Source organism: Corynebacterium pseudodiphtheriticum (assembly GCF_023509295.1).
Classification (GTDB): domain Bacteria; phylum Actinomycetota; class Actinomycetes; order Mycobacteriales; family Mycobacteriaceae; genus Corynebacterium; species Corynebacterium pseudodiphtheriticum.
In genome coordinates, this window is sequence record NZ_CP091864.1 from 1,838,095 (window position 1) to 1,854,645 (window position 16,551).

The 16,551-nt window shown below is 53.8% G+C and carries 13 protein-coding genes; 9 read left to right on the plus strand and 4 right to left on the minus strand.

Annotated elements, in window-relative coordinates; all coding sequences use genetic code 11:
- Positions 1–82 precede the first annotated feature (82 nt).
- Together L9H78_RS08215 and hisC are read left to right on the plus strand one after the other, a co-directional pair.
- Positions 83–1,423 carry an amino acid permease gene (locus tag L9H78_RS08215; RefSeq protein WP_249619807.1) on the plus strand — a complete coding sequence of 447 codons (1,341 nt, stop codon included), beginning with the start codon at positions 83–85 and terminating at the stop codon, positions 1,421–1,423.
- A 34-nt stretch (positions 1,424–1,457) separates the two neighbouring features.
- Positions 1,458–2,504, plus strand: coding sequence for a histidinol-phosphate transaminase (gene hisC, locus L9H78_RS08220; protein ID WP_249619808.1), 1,047 nt, complete (start codon positions 1,458–1,460; stop codon positions 2,502–2,504).
- Between the two features lie 108 nt (positions 2,505–2,612).
- Here hisC and fucU read toward each other — a convergent pair whose 3' ends face one another.
- From fucU to L9H78_RS08235, 3 genes are all read right to left on the minus strand, one after another.
- Positions 2,613–3,038, minus strand: coding sequence for an L-fucose mutarotase (fucU, locus tag L9H78_RS08225; protein WP_249619809.1), 426 nt, complete (start codon positions 3,036–3,038; stop codon positions 2,613–2,615).
- Position 3,039: 1 nt separating this feature from the next.
- Complete coding sequence (gene fucP / locus L9H78_RS08230) at positions 3,040–4,422, minus strand: L-fucose:H+ symporter permease (protein ID WP_249619810.1); 1,383 nt, start codon at positions 4,420–4,422, stop codon at positions 3,040–3,042.
- Between the two features lie 67 nt (positions 4,423–4,489).
- On the minus strand, positions 4,490–5,779 hold the full coding sequence (locus tag L9H78_RS08235; RefSeq protein ID WP_249619811.1) for an enolase C-terminal domain-like protein: 1,290 nt from the start codon (positions 5,777–5,779) through the stop codon (positions 4,490–4,492).
- A gap of 254 nt (positions 5,780–6,033) precedes the next feature.
- On the opposite strand from L9H78_RS08235, the gene L9H78_RS08240 reads away from it, so the two are divergent.
- From L9H78_RS08240 to L9H78_RS08265, 6 genes are all read left to right on the plus strand, one after another.
- Positions 6,034–6,807 carry an IclR family transcriptional regulator gene (locus L9H78_RS08240; RefSeq protein WP_249619812.1) on the plus strand — a complete coding sequence of 258 codons (774 nt, stop codon included), beginning with the start codon at positions 6,034–6,036 and terminating at the stop codon, positions 6,805–6,807.
- 105 nt (positions 6,808–6,912) lie between these two features.
- The gene (locus L9H78_RS08245) at positions 6,913–7,698 is read left to right on the plus strand and encodes an SDR family oxidoreductase (protein WP_023019013.1); all 786 of its coding nucleotides are present in this window, start codon (positions 6,913–6,915) and stop codon (positions 7,696–7,698) included.
- A 44-nt stretch (positions 7,699–7,742) separates the two neighbouring features.
- Entirely contained in the window at positions 7,743–8,558 is an 816-nt protein-coding gene (locus L9H78_RS08250; RefSeq protein ID WP_249619813.1) for an amidohydrolase family protein, read from the plus strand.
- On the plus strand, positions 8,559–9,443 hold the full coding sequence (locus L9H78_RS08255; RefSeq protein ID WP_249619814.1) for a dihydrodipicolinate synthase family protein: 885 nt from the start codon (positions 8,559–8,561) through the stop codon (positions 9,441–9,443).
- Between the two features lie 47 nt (positions 9,444–9,490).
- Positions 9,491–10,927, plus strand: coding sequence for an aldehyde dehydrogenase (gene aldA / locus L9H78_RS08260; RefSeq protein WP_249619815.1), 1,437 nt, complete (start codon positions 9,491–9,493; stop codon positions 10,925–10,927).
- A gap of 43 nt (positions 10,928–10,970) precedes the next feature.
- On the plus strand, positions 10,971–12,005 hold the full coding sequence (locus L9H78_RS08265; RefSeq protein ID WP_249619816.1) for an ABC transporter substrate-binding protein: 1,035 nt from the start codon (positions 10,971–10,973) through the stop codon (positions 12,003–12,005).
- 77 nt (positions 12,006–12,082) lie between these two features.
- Here the strand turns inward: L9H78_RS08265 and L9H78_RS08270 are convergent, their stop codons facing one another.
- Complete coding sequence (locus L9H78_RS08270; RefSeq protein ID WP_249619817.1) at positions 12,083–15,331, minus strand: error-prone DNA polymerase; 3,249 nt, start codon at positions 15,329–15,331, stop codon at positions 12,083–12,085.
- 216 nt (positions 15,332–15,547) lie between these two features.
- Here L9H78_RS08270 and L9H78_RS08275 point away from each other — a divergent pair, with 216 nt between their 5' ends.
- A complete protein-coding gene (locus tag L9H78_RS08275) occupies positions 15,548–16,453 on the plus strand; it encodes a MetQ/NlpA family ABC transporter substrate-binding protein (RefSeq protein WP_249617642.1) in 906 nt (301 codons plus the stop codon).
- Positions 16,454–16,551: the final 98 nt, after the last annotated feature.

Sequence of the window (16,551 nt, forward strand, 5' to 3'; positions counted from 1 at the left end):
CGACGAGTAGAATTCGTCACCCAAACAACCAGCACCCAACAAACAGCGCCCAGCACCCAGCTCAAACAAGAAAGCAACCGCTATGAGCACAAACAACCAGAACGCCAGCAACACCGGCGTGCACCCCGACGGGGTTAGCCAAGCTAGCCCCACCAGCACGAAGCAACGGAAAAAGAAGAAGGCAGAGCCAGCCGGTTCTACTTCCACCTGGGTAATCACGTTGTTCGGCACCGCCGTGGGCGCGGGCATCCTGTTTTTGCCTATCAACGCTGGTTCTTTCGGTTTCATCCCGCTGCTGTTCGCCACCATCATCGCATTTCCACTGGTCTATTATTCGCACCGCACCTATGCGCGCATCGTCTCCGGAGCGCCGGAAAAAGACCACGGCAAAGATGTTTTAGAACTCTGCACGCAATACCTGGGACGGCGTGGTGGTGTGGTCATCGCAATCCTGTACTGGATCTCAGTATTTTCCACTGTGCTCATCTACGGGGTTTCCATCACCAATGCCGTCGATAGTTTCATCGTGCATCAAATGGGCGGGCCCTCCATTAACCGTTGGGTCTTGGCGACGCTGTGCGTTGGTTTAATGACCGCCGGTTTTGCCTTCGGCCGCAAACCTATGCTGTGGCTCGCGCAAATGTTGGTCTACCCGCTGATCGGTTTCCTAGCGATCACCTCGATCTACCTCATTCCACGCTGGGATATTTCCAGCTTCTTGGAATTCGAATACGGCGACGGCGGTTTCTTGTCCGTCGTCAAGGGTGTTTTGCTGATCCTGCCGGTGATGGTCTTTGCTTTCTCGCATATGGCAGCGCTTTCACAGCTGTCCGTCGACATGCAGCCGGCATATGGCAAAAATACGGAAAAGCGTGTGTCCAAAATTGAGTTCTACACCGCGATTCTGCTGGTCGTATTCACCATGGTCTTCGTGTGGTCGTGCGTGTTAGCTCTTGGCGCGGACGGTATGCGCGAGGCGCATGAACAAAATATTCCGGTGCTGTCCTATTTCGCCAACGTCACTGGAACCCCCATCATGGCCGCGATTGCGCCAATGGTTGTGGTCTGCGCGATCGTCTCGTCGTACTTCGGCCACCTATTGGGTAGCGAGGAAGGCACCGAATACCTCTTCAAAACCGTGGCACCAAAAACTGCCGAGCGCATTCCACGCCGCAACCTGCTCATCGGCATCTACGTCTTCGCTTTCGTGACCACGACGCTGGTCGCTGTGTTCAACCCGTCGATCGTTACCCTGGCGTCTCTGGTCGCCGGCGTTTTCGTGGTCTTTATGGTCTATTTGTTGCCGGTCTATATGTTCCGCAACCTGGATGTGTACAAGCACTTCCGCAAGGACAAAGCAAACTATTTCGTTCTTGGACTCGGTGTGGTCATTATGCTCATCACCATCTGGGATCTGTTCTAATTCTTCATTCCCGCATTCTTAGGAGGTCAGCCGTATGCTACGCAAAGATCTTGACAAGTTCCCGTATTATCGCCCGGGCAAAAGCGCCGAGGGGAAAGTAAAGCTCTCATCCAACGAAGCCGACTACGCCCCGCCATCATTCGTGCAAGATGCCATCCACGCTGCTGTGCAGTATGGCAACCGCTATGGCGAATTCAGGTCCCCGGAGCTCACAACTGCGCTTGCGGAATACCTCGGTTTGAGCGAGGACAATCTTTGCGTTGGCCCTGGTGCTTCATCCATCGTGCAACGCGCCGTCCGCATCACCTGTAACACCGGCGATGAGGTGGTCTTCCCTTGGCGCAGCTTCGAGGCCTACCCGCTGTATGTGCGCATGGCTGGCGCCGTTCCGGTCACGGTCCCGCTTGCCGACGACTACAGCATCGATCTGCATGCCTGTGCCGAGGCCATCACTGAGAAAACCAAGTTGGTGATCTTGTGCAACCCGAATAACCCTACCGGTACGACTTTTAGCCGCGCAGAATTCCGCGAGTTCATGGATATGATCCCGGATGATCTTGTGGTGCTGATCGACGAAGCTTACTGGGAATTTAACGATGACCCGGACCGCCCAGATGCAGTGCAGGAAATTCAGGATTACCCAAACCTGATTGGCGCACGGACCTTTTCCAAAGCCTTCGGTTTGGCCGGCATGCGGGTTGGCTACGGCTTTGCCCAGCCAGAATTGGCAAAAGCGCTGAACTTGGTGGCACTGCCACTGGCCGTGACCGGAATGGCGGAACAGGCAGCAATTGCTGCCCTGGCACACCGCGAAGCTTTTAGCCCGCGGGTGGAAGAATCCAAGCGCCAACGTGATCGCATTGCACAAGCTATCGGCGCGGCACCGTCGCAAGGCAACTTCGTGTGGCTACCACGCGCGGATGCGGCGGACGTGGAACAGCGCATCTTTGATGAAGGCGTGATCATCCGCCGTTACGGAGACGAAGGCGTACGTATTTCGGTGACTAGTGAACAAGAAGCCGATGCCTTCTTGAATGCGTGGGAACGCGCGGGGTTGAGCAAACGGGATTCCCATTGCTAAACAACCCGGCGCGCTGCACTAGTTAAAACAACGGCTCGTAATTCGGCAGTTCCATGGTTGGCTCGAGCCCATACGTTGCGCACATGGCAGCCAGCCTACCTGGGCGACTTAATCGAGAATTACGCCTTTCCGCAAAATGATGTTGCCGTATTGGGCGGTTTCACCAGTCACGACTGTTAAATATGAACTCTGCGCGCGCTCATAGAAGCGAAACCTCTCTAAAAATTCTGGTTCTGCACCTGGGTCATGCGCCGAAATTATCTTGCGATAGCTGTCCCAGACCGGAGCGTCAGAATCACCTGCTACCGGTGCCATGAGCAAATACTGTTTATCCTCGTATTGGTCGAGTTTAAACAACGGCATGATTGCCTCGAGCAAAGTAGGGATTCCTAGTCCATCCATGCGGATGGTGCACTGCCCATCACCAAACCGCGGATAATGGGCGTCGGCAAGCGTTATCTCATCACCATGCCCCATTGCTGATAATGCTGACAATAGTTCGGGAGTCAGTATCGGCGAGATTCCACGCAGCATTTTATTTCTTCCCCATCGCTGGTACGTCCTCGATATCATCAGATTTTTGGTGCTTGATAGCGTACAACCCAAAGGCACCGATAACGATGAAACACAGCAGAACGAAAGTGAAACCAACTTGCGGGTTGGTCGCGTCTTGGATTGCACCTTGGATCATTGGCGCGATTGCACCACCAATGATCGCCATGACCAGACCCGAGGAAGCGAATTTGGTATCACGCCCCACTCCAGTCAAAGAAATTCCGTAAATGGTTGGGAACAGCAGCGAAATGCACGCGGACAAAGCGACAATGCACAACGCACCCAAGACGTTTCCGGAAAGGATGCCGATGATCGTGAATAGCACACCTAGACCGCACATTATGGTCAACAGGTAACGGCCTTCGATTTTACCCATCAACCAGACCATGACGAACCTGGCAACCAAGAAGAACACCAGTGAGATCTGCAGCCACCAACCAGCAGTTTTTAGGTCTGCGTCGAGCGTGTACTGGATATAGAACGGAATGAAAGTCCAGATACAAGTCTGTGCCGCCACATTAAAGAACTGCGCGACGACGCCGAAACGATAGGTTCCGTTATTCCACAGGCGTCCAACAACGCCCTTCGGAACATTAGAGAAGTCAGTTTCTTCCATCGCTTTGTTCTTTGGAACTTTCACGAAGAAGATGGACAGTGCCAGTGCAACGTAGAGTACGCCCAGGATGATGTATGGAATCATCACCTTTTCCAGTTCCTGGGAGGTTTGCTCGAGCAACTGGTCTTCGCTAAGTCCGGATTTGTCGACGGATTCACGAATATGAGGCGCTACCAACAGAGTGGCCATCAAAACACCAATGTTGGCACCGATCGGGTTGAAGGCCTGCGCAAAGTTCAGGCGTCGAGTCGCATTCTTCTCCGGCCCCAGTGACATTACGTACGGATTCGCTGAAGTTTCGACGATCGACAATCCACCGGCAAGAATAAACAGTGCCGCGAGGAATACCCCGTAGGTCATAATTTGTGACGCAGGGAAGAACATGAAGGCACCCAGTGCTGCCATGCTCATGCCCAGAACGACGCCACCTTTGAACCCCAGCTTGGTATTGATGATCGCTGCCGGGATGGCAAGTAAGAAATATGCTCCGAAATATGCAAACTGCACAAGAGCTGATTGAAATGCATTCATATCGAAAACCGAGCTGAACACGTTAACCATTGGAGCGGTGAGGTCAGTCGAAATTCCCCACGCCGCGAAACACGAAACGATCAGGACGAAGGGAAGCAGCAACCCTGGGTAAAGGAATCCACCGGATTCGTTTTTCTTCGTTCCAGTAGACTTTTGCGTTCCTGTAGCTTCTGCTCCCGCGTTATTCGCTGGGCTCAGATTTGATTTTCCATTCATATCGCATCCTTAGAAAATGAAGGCTTAGGCCTTGGGTAGTGGCTCTGGGTGGTGGCTCTTTATCCTGTTAGGCATCAGGCGTGTAGAGATATTTCTCTGTGCTGGCCAGAGTCATTTCACAACTGTTTCCCGGTAACAGTGGCGGCATGTAATTACCGTTTTTGATCACGACCGGGTCCACGAAATGCTCGTGCTGGTTATCGACATATTCGATCAACCGGTTGTCCAATGTGCATGACACTGACAGATAATCGAACATCGCAAAATGTTGCACAGCCTCGCACAAGCCGACGCCGCCAGCATGCGGCACCACAGGCTTGTTAAATTTATGTGCCAGCAAATACTCGATGATGAGTTCTTGTGGCCCCGCCACCCGGGTAGCATCTACCTGCATAATTCCGAAGGCATTAGCCTGCAAGAATTGCTTATACAGGATTCGGGATTGCATCTGCTCGCCGGTTGCTACGGGGATTGGGTCCACGGCACGGGCAATCGCAGCGTGTCCGAGCACATCATCAGGGCTGGTGGGTTCTTCCACAAACGCGAGATCGAATTCGTGGAATTGTTTAATCCAATCAATTGCCTGTGGGACGTCCCATACCTGATTGGCGTCCACTGCCAAGCGAACATTAGGGCCGATTGCTTCCCTGGCTAGGGCCAACCGACGCAAATCGTCATCAAGGTTCTGTCCGACTTTGAGTTTGATCAGCTGGAAACCTTTGTCCTGGCTTTCCGTTTTCGCCAATCTAACCATCTTGTCATCGGAATACCCCAGCCATCCGGCCGCCGTGGAATATCCCGGGTAACCGTGAGCCAAAAGATTATCGATGCGCTCTTGCTGGCCTCGTTTACCATCTTTTAGGAAATCAATAGCTTCTTCTGGAGTTAAAGCATCCGTGAGATACCGGAAATCAAGAGTCGCCACCAAGTCGGCTGGATCCATCTCCGCTAATAACCGCCAGAGTGGCACCTCTGCACGTTTAGCTTTCAGGTCCCAAAACGCATTCAGCACTGCACCGATAGCCATATGCTCGACGCCTTTTTCTGGGCCCAGCCAGCGCAGTTGGGAATCATGCACCAGGTCATCCCAGGCACGCTTCATATTGTCGAGGTATGGTTCTATCTCTTGCCCAATAAATCGTTGGCTAAGCGATTCAATAGCTTTACACACGACGTCGTTACCACGTCCGATGGTGAAAACGAAGCCGATACCAGTGTGCCCGTCGTCTGCGTCCGTCGAAATTTCCACGTACGCAGAAGAATAATCCGGGTCGGGGTTCATCGCATCAGAGCCGGAGAGTGACTGCGAGGTCGGAAATCTAAAATCGTAGGTTTTTATTTGCGTGATTCTGGACAATTGTGCCCTCCTTAACGGATGGCTCTGCGCGCACCATGAAGCGTGAAGTTTCACATGGCAGAACCTAGTTCCTTAATTGTGTAGTTAGGAATGTAGTTCAAGTCACGAACATACGCAAGGGGTTAGACAAATTACGTTCAACCTCACACACAAACCCACTCATAACAATCGTGCGACAATAGGCATTAGCCCAGCTACTGATGAAGTAATTTTCACCCCATGCCTGCCAATATCCGCGAGGAGCACCCCCAATAATGACCGCGCCGAACGCTCGTCTTACTGCTGCCGACAAAACGTTGATTGTTTTACAAGCCGCCATTGAGCACGAACGCTTTTCAGACATCGTCACAGCTACCGGATTCGCCAAGGCTACGGTGCACCGAATCCTGCAAACGCTACTTGATTATGAATTTGTCTACCTGGCAAGTGATGGGACTTATGCGCCTGGTGTCACCTCGCTTCGTCTCGCCAGCCGAGCATTTAATTCGATTGACATTTCCGAAGTTGCCAACCCAGTACTGACACAACTTGCCGAAGAAACTGGATACACCGTGCACGTTGGTGCGCTCAACGTCAATGAGGCAATTTACGTCGCCAAACGCCAAGGCCCAACCCCCTACGAGATCCCATCCACAATCGGCAAACGCCTTCCACTCCACTCGACTGCAATTGGAAAGTGCCTACTCGCTGACATGGATAAGTCAGAACTAGAAAGCGCCATCAGGCAAGCAGGACTCGCTGCACTAACCCCAAACACCATTACCACCCCAGAAGACCTCGACCAGGAAATCGCGGTCGTGCGCACCCGTGGCTACAGCTTCGATGATGAAGAAAATGTCCCCGGAATTCGCTGTATCGGCGCACCAGTCTTCGACCACTCCGGGAAAGCTACATACGGGATTTCCCTCACCTCTCTGGCAATGGAAAACACATTGAAGCAGGTGGAACGGTTTGCGCCGTTGATCACCGAAGCCGCAGCCGAAATATCACATAATTTAGGTGCACACACGACGAAATATTCCAGCTAGATCACACTAATTGATATCGCGGGTTCCATCTCACATTTTCTTGGGGTACTATGAGACAAAACATGAAACAGGGTTTCACACCATAGAACCAAAGGATGGTGCAGCATGGACCTTCACCTCGACCAAAAAGTTTTCGTCGTCACCGGTGGCATGGGCGGAATCGGCAAGGCAATCGTATTTGCGCTCGCGCGCGAAGGTGCGATTCCGGTCATCCTTGATCGCACTCCCCTCAACGACGAATACAAAACCGAAATTGAAGATCTCACAGCAGATTACGCTGCCTACGAGATTGATCTGAATAACACCGACGACATAGCAGGCATTATCGATGATGCCTACCAGCGTTATGGACATATCGACGGCATCGTAAACAATGCGGGCGCCAACGATAATAAAGCGCTCGAAGAAACTTCCTGGCGTGAGTTTGAACAATCTTTGCATAGCAATCTCACGCACTACTACGAGACCGTGCACGCAGCTCAAAAATACCTGCAAGAATCTGCCGGAGCCATTCTCAATATCGGTTCGAAAACTGCGCTGACCGGCCAAGGAAAAACCTCAGCCTACGCAGCCGCGAAAGGTGCCATCCTAGGCCTGACCCGTGAATGGGCTGCTGCATTGGCTCCCCATGGGGTGCGCGTGAACGCACTCGTCGTCGCAGAAGCATGGACCCCTTTGTACGAGAAGTGGATTAAATCGTTTGGCGATGAAGAGGCTCAACAGAAGCGTCTACAGCTCATCACCGACGAAATCCCCCTGCACAACCGCATGACCACGGTCGAAGAGCTCGCTGATACGGCAGTGTTCTTACTGTCGGACCGGTCTTCGCACACTACCGGCCAGTGGATCCATCCGGATGGTGGCTACGTGCACTTAGACCGGGCTCTGTAAAGCAGGTTGCAACGACAGCTGTAATCGCGAAAACGGTACGGGAAATGACTAATCTGAAGATTTTCGATTCTCACATTCATGTGTGGGATCTTGCAGCCCAACAGCTCGACTGGCTGCAGGGCGTAGATTCCATGTTGCATAGGTCTTTCAGTTTTTCTGACCTTAAGCAGGCTTACAGCAACCTGCACGACAAAGGTCTGGAGGACGTCGAACTAGTCGGTGCACTGCATGTGGAAGCCGACGTCGCTGATCCTGTTGACGAAGACGCTCGCATTACATCTTTAATGCAGCAGGAACCTTTATTAACCGGGTTCGTGACCCACGCCAATTTGCGAAAAGGCATGCATGTTACCCCAGATGCTGTCGGAGTACGGGAGGTATTGCATAACGATAACGTCCCTCGAGGCCGCTGCTTAGAAAGCAGTTTCACCGCGGGTTGCAGGGACTTATCTAGCCAAGCAAAGGTTTTCGATCTCTGCATGCGCACCCCGGAATTAGCGGATTTTCATGCAGCGTATAAAAACTGTGCGAATGTCCGCGTTGTTATTGACCATTGCGGCAATGCCCAAAAACTCGATGACGAGTTTGTCAGCAATATGAGAGCTTTAGCCGAATCCCCCAACGTGTACTGCAAACTCTCGGGGCTTAATTACGAATCCACAGCGGATGCCTACCGGCTACTGGAGTTTCTTGGCGAGATCTTTGGCCCGCAAAGACTCATGTTTGCATCAAACTGGCCGGTCATCGGTATTTATACCGAGTTACATACGCATATCACCGCAATACGGAAAGTGTTTGGCGATGATCCTGATGTGTTTTCCGGTACTGCCCGTTCCGTTTATAACTTGAAAGGAAAATAAATGTTTACAGGAGTTTACTGCCCGTCAATAACTCCATTTCACAGCGACGGCAGCATTGATTTTCAGGCTTGGGAAGCCCATCTCGATCGGCTGATTTCCGGAGGCATTTCCGGTGTTTTAATCTTCGGCAGCATCGGTGAGTTCTATGCGTTGAGCATGGAGCAAAAGAAGCAGGCTATCGAATTTGTTAGCCAGGTTGTCCAAGGCCGCATGCATTTCTTTATTGGCTCGGGCAGCGCCCGAATAGAAGAAGTCAAAGAACTCAACGCCCATGGTCTGAAACATGGGGCCGATGCTGCAGTTGTCGTCAGTCCATATTATTTTGGCCCCAGCGATGAACTTGCAGTGCAATATTTCACCGAGCTTGCCGACGCTTGTGAGTTGCCCATCGTGCTGTACAACTTCCCCGACCGCACAGGCAATGATCTTTCGGCGGAACTTATCAACCGGATTGCACAGGCACACCCAAATATCGTCGGGGTAAAAGACACCGTGGATTCCGCAGCCCACACTAGACGGGTAATCCGAGATACCCCAGATAGTTTTTCCGTGCTTTCCGGTTTCGACGAGTACTATTTCCCTAACCGCATCGCAGGGGGCCAGGGCGTATTGTGCGGACTCACCAATGTCGTTCCGGAGATTTTCGGTCACATGCACCGCGCATATGAGTCTGGCGATTTAGCCGCTGCAGCACAGAATGCGGAAAAGATTGCTGCTCTGATGTCTGTCTACGAGGTAGGTGATCACTTCATTCACACCATAAAACACGCTGTGCGTTATGCCAGCGGCGCAGATTTCAACACCGCCACGCATGAGCCATATATCGAGCTAACAACAGCACAGCAGGAAGAAATTGTTCGACTCATTGACACTGCTCGCAGCTAACGCAGTAGTGCAACTAACCCAGTAGTTACATCAACCAAGGAGTTTTCATGTCCAACTACCAGAACTACATCAACAACGAGTTCGTCGCCCCAGCCGAATTCCACGACGTGCTCAACCCATCAACCGGCGAGGTCATCGCACAAGCCCCAGCATCCGATGCCGCCGCAGTGGATCAAGCAGTCCAGGCAGCCAAAGCCGCCCAGGTGGAATGGGCGAAACTACCCGCCATTGAGCGTGCAGGCTACCTGACCAAGATCGCAGCAGAACTGCGCAACCACGTCGACCGTTTCGCTGATTACTTGGTGCGTGAGCAAGGTAAAGCCCGTGGCCTGGCCAAAGTCGAGGTCAGCTTCACTGCCGACTACCTCGACTACATGGCGGGTTTTGCCCGTCGCATTGAAGGCGAAGTCATTCCATCGGATCGTCCCAACGAGTCCATCTTCCTGACCTACCAACCTATCGGCGTCGTCGGTGGCATCTTGCCGTGGAACTTCCCGTTCTTCCTCATTGTGCGCAAAATGGCTCCGGCCCTGGTCACTGGTAATACGATCGTCATCAAACCTTCGGACGAAACCCCTATCAACGCCTTCGAGTTCGCCAAACTGGTCGACGGCATCGGGCTGCCTAAGGGCGTATTCAACATGGTCGGTGGCCGCGGATCTGTCGTGGGCGATGCGTTGACCCGCCACAAGGACGTCGACATGATCTCGATGACGGGATCGGTAGCGACCGGCAAAAAGATCATGGCAGCTGCTGCGGAAAACCTCACCCGCGTCAACCTAGAACTCGGCGGTAAGGCACCAGCGATCGTGCTTGCCGACGCCGACCTGGACCTGGCAGCCACCGCCATCTGGAACTCACGCGTAATCAACACCGGCCAGGTATGCAACTGCGCGGAAGTCGTGCTCGTGGAAGAAGCCGTGCATGATGAGCTCGTCGCCAAGCTGAAGGAAAAATTCGAGTCCACCCGCTACGGTGATACTTCCACCGAGGACGAGCTGGACATGGGCCCACTAATCAACCAGGCCGGACTGACGAATGTCAGCGAAATGGTGCAAGCCGCCGTCGACGCCGGCGCCCAAGTAGTCTGCGGTGGTTCCGCTGCCGAAGACAAAGGCAAAGGCTTCTTCTACCAGCCGACGCTGTTGGACGGCGTAGAAAAAGGCTCTGCGATTACCCGCGAAGAAGTCTTCGGTCCTGTTCTACCGGTGGTTACCGTCAAGGATTTGGATGAGGCCATTGAGTTCGCCAACAGCTCAGACTATGGACTGACCTCGTCGGTATATACCGAGAACGTGCACAAAGCCCACAAGGCTGCCCGCGAGCTGCTCTACGGCGAGACCTACATCAACCGCGAAAATTTCGAAGCAATGCAGGGCTTCCACGCTGGCCGTCGCAACTCTGGTATCGGCGGTGCCGATGGCAAGCACGGCATCATGGAATTCGTCGAAACCCACGTAACCTACATCGAATCCAAGATGTAATTCCTAGGGTTTTGGCAGCAGATTTTTTGCTAACGTAATAATTATGAAAAAGATTATTCCGCTATGTGTAGCTGCTGCCTTGACCCTGAGCGCGTGCTCTTCTGCTGACGAAGCCGCTGATTCTGTCAAAGACGCAGCCTCGGAAGCAGCAAGCACCGCATCCTCGGTTGCTTCGGACGCCGAGAAGTCCGCCAATAAGGATGGCGAATCCCGCACTGTGGATACCGAGCTCGGCGAGGTAGAAGTACCTGCCGACGTCAAATCCGTCGTGGTGCTGACTGGCAGCCGTGACCTCGATATTGCTCTATCTTTGGAGCTGCCGGTCACCGGTTATCCGAAGGCACCAGAGGCGTTTGATTTGGATTCGCCATTGGCTGCAGAAATCAAGCAAGCCGACGAAGATGGCGCAGAAACGCTGTACACCGCTGGTGATGAAGAAGTAGACATCGACGCTATTAAAAAAGCCGACCCGGACCTAATCATCGGTGCGGTCCAGGATGTCACCCCGATCCACGACGAACTCAAAGAGATCGCCCCAGTACTGCCAATCGGTGATTTTTCCACCGCCACCTGGCAAGATGATTTGATGCTGGTTGCGTCTGCCACCGGCACCGAAGAAAAGGGTGGCAGCCTGATTGCCGATTATGAGAAACGCGTCGGCAAGCTATCGGACAAGTACGCCAAGGTCCTGGCGGACAACAAGTTCGCACCGGTCAGCTACGACGGCGAAGAATTCGTCATCAACGGCACGCGTTTACTCTCGCAGATGCTGCAGGATCTCGGCGCGGAACCTTCGAAGGCATTCAACGAGGCCCTGGAGGGTGTCACTGGCAAGTACTCTGTCGATGAGATTGGCGATGAGCTTGCCGACGTCGATGCCTTGGTGGCCCTGGTCAACGAGAAGTCCGTCTGGCAGTCGCTGCAGTCGAATGCACAGTTCGGCAAGATTCCAGCGGTGAAGAACGAGGCCGTGGTCCGCTCTGATGAGCAGACCCATGAGGGCGCTTATTACTCCGCAATGCATGCCCTTGATGTCATTGAAGAGCTGCTAGAGATGCTGGATGCAGACAGCAAATAAGCTCAACTGATGCGCTCGGCCCAGCTGCATGAGCTGGGCTTTCACTGCATAAGTACAGCTCGGCTGCATAAGCTCAGCTACTGAAAATCCCGCGAGCGCACCGCAAGCAACTCACTGATTTCTAGCGGTTCCAGCCGGTCGGCCACCACGGTGGCTGCCCCGCTGGCGTTTTGCACTATCCCGCGCACCACCAAAGCTTTGGCGGTGCGCGCTAGTCTTTTCTGCCTCTTCCACAACCCCGGCGAAACAATAACGTTAATCAGCCCGGTTTCATCTTCCATTCCCAGAAACGTCGACCCGCTAGCGGTATTCGGGCGTTGCCGGTGGGTAATCATGCCTGCCACGCGGATGCGTTTACCATCTGTAACCCGCAACAAATCCGCAGCACGCAGCACCTGTTGGCCTGCCAACGCATGCCGCAGCAACTCCATCGGCTGGGTATCCGGGGTTATTCCGGTGCTGGCAAGATCTGCCACCAGCATTTCAAAACCACTCATGCCGGGAAGCGCCGGTGCAGCAATCGCCGAAAGCCCCGGCAGCATACCCGGCTGTTCGGTAGCAGCCACACCAGCCACCCATTGCGCTTGCCGACGATCCAGCCCGAGTATTTCCAATGCCCCAGCGCGGGCAAGTGCTTCGACCTCGCGTACTGATGCCCCGGTTCGGCGCACCAGATCGGCTACCGAAGACTGTCGGGACAACGCGGGTTGCGCGGTGACGATAGCTTCAGCGGTGGACGTCGACAAGCCTTTCACAGAACCGAGCCCCAAGCGGATGGCGCCGCTGATCACGCTGGCTTCTACCTGCGAATCCAACACCGAAACTGGCAGGATCTGCACTCCGTGGCGGCGGGCATCCTGAATCAGCGACTGCGGAGAATAAAAACCCATCGGCTGGGCGCGCAGCAGCCCCACACAAAATTCTGCCGGATAGTAGCACTTGAACCAGGCGGAGAAAAACACCAGTGAGGCAAAAGACTGCGAATGCGATTCCGGAAACCCATAAGCTGCAAAGGCTACGATCTTTGACCACAGCTTATAGGCTATTTCTGCCTCGATCTGGTTGGTTTCCCAACATCCGCGCAAAAAGCGTTCTTGCAGCGCAGCCATGCGCTCAGGTGAGCGCTTCGATCCCATCGCCCGTCGGAGGTCATCGGCTTCTGTGCCACTAAAACCTGCGGCATCAACCGCGATATGCATTAATTGTTCCTGAAATAATGGAATTCCCAGGGTTTTTGCCAAAGCTTTTTCCAGCACCGGGTGGTCATAGCTGATCTTTTCCAGGCCATCCCGCCGTCGTAAGTACGGATGCACGGAACCGCCTTGGATCGGCCCGGGGCGAATCAGTGCGACTTCCACCACCAAATCGAAAAAACAGCGAGGTTTTAACCGCGGCAGGGTGTTCAATTGCGCACGTGATTCCACCTGAAATACGCCCACGGCATCAGCCCGGCACAACATGTCATAAACATTGTGGTCTGCTAGGTCAATTTCCCAAAGATTCACGGTATGCCCGTGTTGTTCCTGCACCAGGTCAATCATGTGGTGCAAAGCTTCCAGCATGCCCAGCCCCAACAAGTCGAATTTCACCAAACCTGCGCCCGCGCAGCTATCTTTGTCCCATTGCACGACGCTGCGGCCTTCCATCGCCGCCCACTGCGTGGGCACCACGTCGGTGACTGGCCGGTCGCACAAAACCATGCCCCCGGAATGAATCCCCAAATGGCGTGGTTGTCCCAGGAATTGCTCGGAAAGAGCCACCACATTATTCGGAGGCTCTGTTTTGCCTTGCGCCCAGCTATCTGCGGTGCCTTGTGGGAACCCCAACGCCCGCGCAGCATCACGAACCGCACCTTTCCGGCGGTAAGTAATCACATTAGCCACCTGCGCGGCACGGTCACGCCCGTACGTGGCATAGACGTATTGGATGACTTCTTCCCTGCGAGTGGATTCAATATCAAGGTCAATATCTGGTGGACCATCGCGATCTGCCGACAAGAAGCGTTCGAATAGCAGCTGCGCACTGATTGGTTCCGCGTTGGTGATCCCCAGGCTAAAACACACCACGGAATTAGCTGCCGACCCCCTGCCCTGGGCCAAGATATTCTGTTTCACACAGAAATCAACGATATCCATGACGATCAAAAAATAGCCAGGAAACCCGAGTTTCTCGATAACCCTGAGCTCATGCGCAATCTGGTTTTTAGCTTTCTGATAGACCTGTTCCGGGTACGCCTGGTAGCGTTGCCGGGCCCGCGCAAAGGTCAGCTGCCTTAGCCAGCTCATTTCAGTTTCTCCGTCGGGCACAGCAAAATGCGGTAAGCGCGGAGCCACAATATTCCAACTAAAAGCACATTCTGCAGCAATATCGACGGTTTCTTGCAGCAGCTGTTCCCGCCCCGGAGCTAAACGCAGCATGCCACGGCCATCACGCAACCACTGCGCTCCCATCGGGTGAGTGTGCCAACTAGCGGTGTCCAGTGATTCGCGCTGCGCCAACGCGGCTTTCGCACTAGCCAGACGAGTTTCCTTACGGGTAGCAGCATGTGGGCTGGCGCTAATGATCGCACGAAGGCGCGGCCATCTCCGCGTAGTTTCCCCGTTAGTTCCAGGTGCTTTAAGACCTTGTGTGGCAGCCACTTGCACCAAATTCCCAGATTCTGCAGTTTTCACCGCCGCAGCAGCGGAATCCAGAGCAGCAAAGTGATCAGCGTCTTCCGGTAATAACTTAGATTCATAGTGTAGAACCAAGCTGTCTATTCCGAAGCATTCGATCAAGGTATCGAGCATACTAAGCCAAGAATAATCCACGAGAATATAGCATTGCCCGGCCAATTGCTTGGCCAAAGATTCCAAGCTTGGATACCGCGGGCGTCGATCATCACTAGCCATATGCGCAGCCGCCATCACCCGAGACAACAGACGGTAGCCTTCCGGGGTGCGCACCAGGACGGTAAGACTGCCATGATCCAGACTCAGCCGAGCACCAAAAACAGTCGGCAAACCAGCTTTAGCCGCAGCTTCTGCAAAGACGATGGAACCATAAAAACCGTCACGATCACAGATACCCAACGCGGTCAGCCCCAATTGACAGGCACGTTCCACCAGGGCTTCTGGGTCCGAAGCCCCCGCAAGAAAGCTATAGGAGCTCACCGCAGTCAATTCCGCAAAGGCTGGACCGTCGGCAAGCTTATATCCTGCAGAATCTTGCGAGGTAGAAACAATATCAGCATGTGCGGGCAGCGATACGGGGGCAGGCACTGGATGCCCAGATAAGATCCTTTCCAAACGGGACCACGGCAGGCCCGCACCACCATTGAAATTCATGCGTGCAACCCTACACACAAATCCTCACACATGCGCATAGATTTTCGAACAAAGCATTTTCCGCACGGCCCGTCACGGCGATGGTTGAACGAAAATATAGACAAAGCTGTACAGTGTCTGCTAGATTCCACGTCATTGCATCCACATGCACCAAGGGCCAAACACCGAGGGCCGAAACCGCATGCTGGAAACTCCCATGAAAGGACCCCACACGCTATGAAGATCCGCCGCATTATTGCAGGCAGCACCGCTGCACTGACCGCAGCCACCCTGGTTGCCTGCTCCAGCGATGACTCCGCCAATTCCGCTAACGGTGAAGGCGGATACTCCAAAGACGACACCATCGTCATCGGCACCACTGATGCTTCGATGCCATCGTGGGCAGTATTCGAAGAAGTCGCAGAAGAACACGGCTTCAACATCGACCTGCGCAACTTCGCGGAATATTCCACCCCAAACCCTGCGCTAACCCAGGGCGAGCTGGATACCAACAAATTCCAGCACCTGATGTACTTGGCACAGCACAACATTGGCTCCGGCGATGACCTGGCGCCACTGGTTTCCACAGAGATCTACCCATTGGGCCTGTACTGGAAGGACGCCGAAAAGCTCGACGTCGACCAGATCGAAGGCGAAGAAATCGCCATCCCGAACGACACCGTGAACCAGGGCCGCGCACTGTTGCTGCTGCAAGAAGCTGGCCTGATCAAGCTGACCGGCGGTTCCAAGTACACCCCAACCCCTGCTGATATCGACAAAGACGCTTCCAAGGTCACCGTCACCCCGATCGACGCTGCCCAGACCGCACGCTTGTACGGCGAAGGCCGCCCTGCTGTGATCAACAACTCCTTCCTGGAGAAGGCCAACATTGATCCAAAGGAAGCCATCTTCGAAGATGATCCAAATGGTGAAGGCGCCGAACCATACATCAACCTATGGGCCGTGCGTGCCGACAACGTCGACGATGCTGTACTGAACGAGCTGGCAGAACTGTGGCACGACGAACGCGTCGCAGAAGCTGTACGCGAAGAATCCGGCGGCACCGCCGTGCAAATTAAGCGTTCACGCGCAGAACTGCAAGAGATCCTGGACAAGCTGGAAGAGGAGCTACAGCAAGGCTAATTCAGAGCATATTCGGTACCCATCCGAATATTTCTGACCAGGCTAGTAACGAAATACGCTTAGTCACGGCTAACATAGCTGCGACTAAGCGTTTTCCG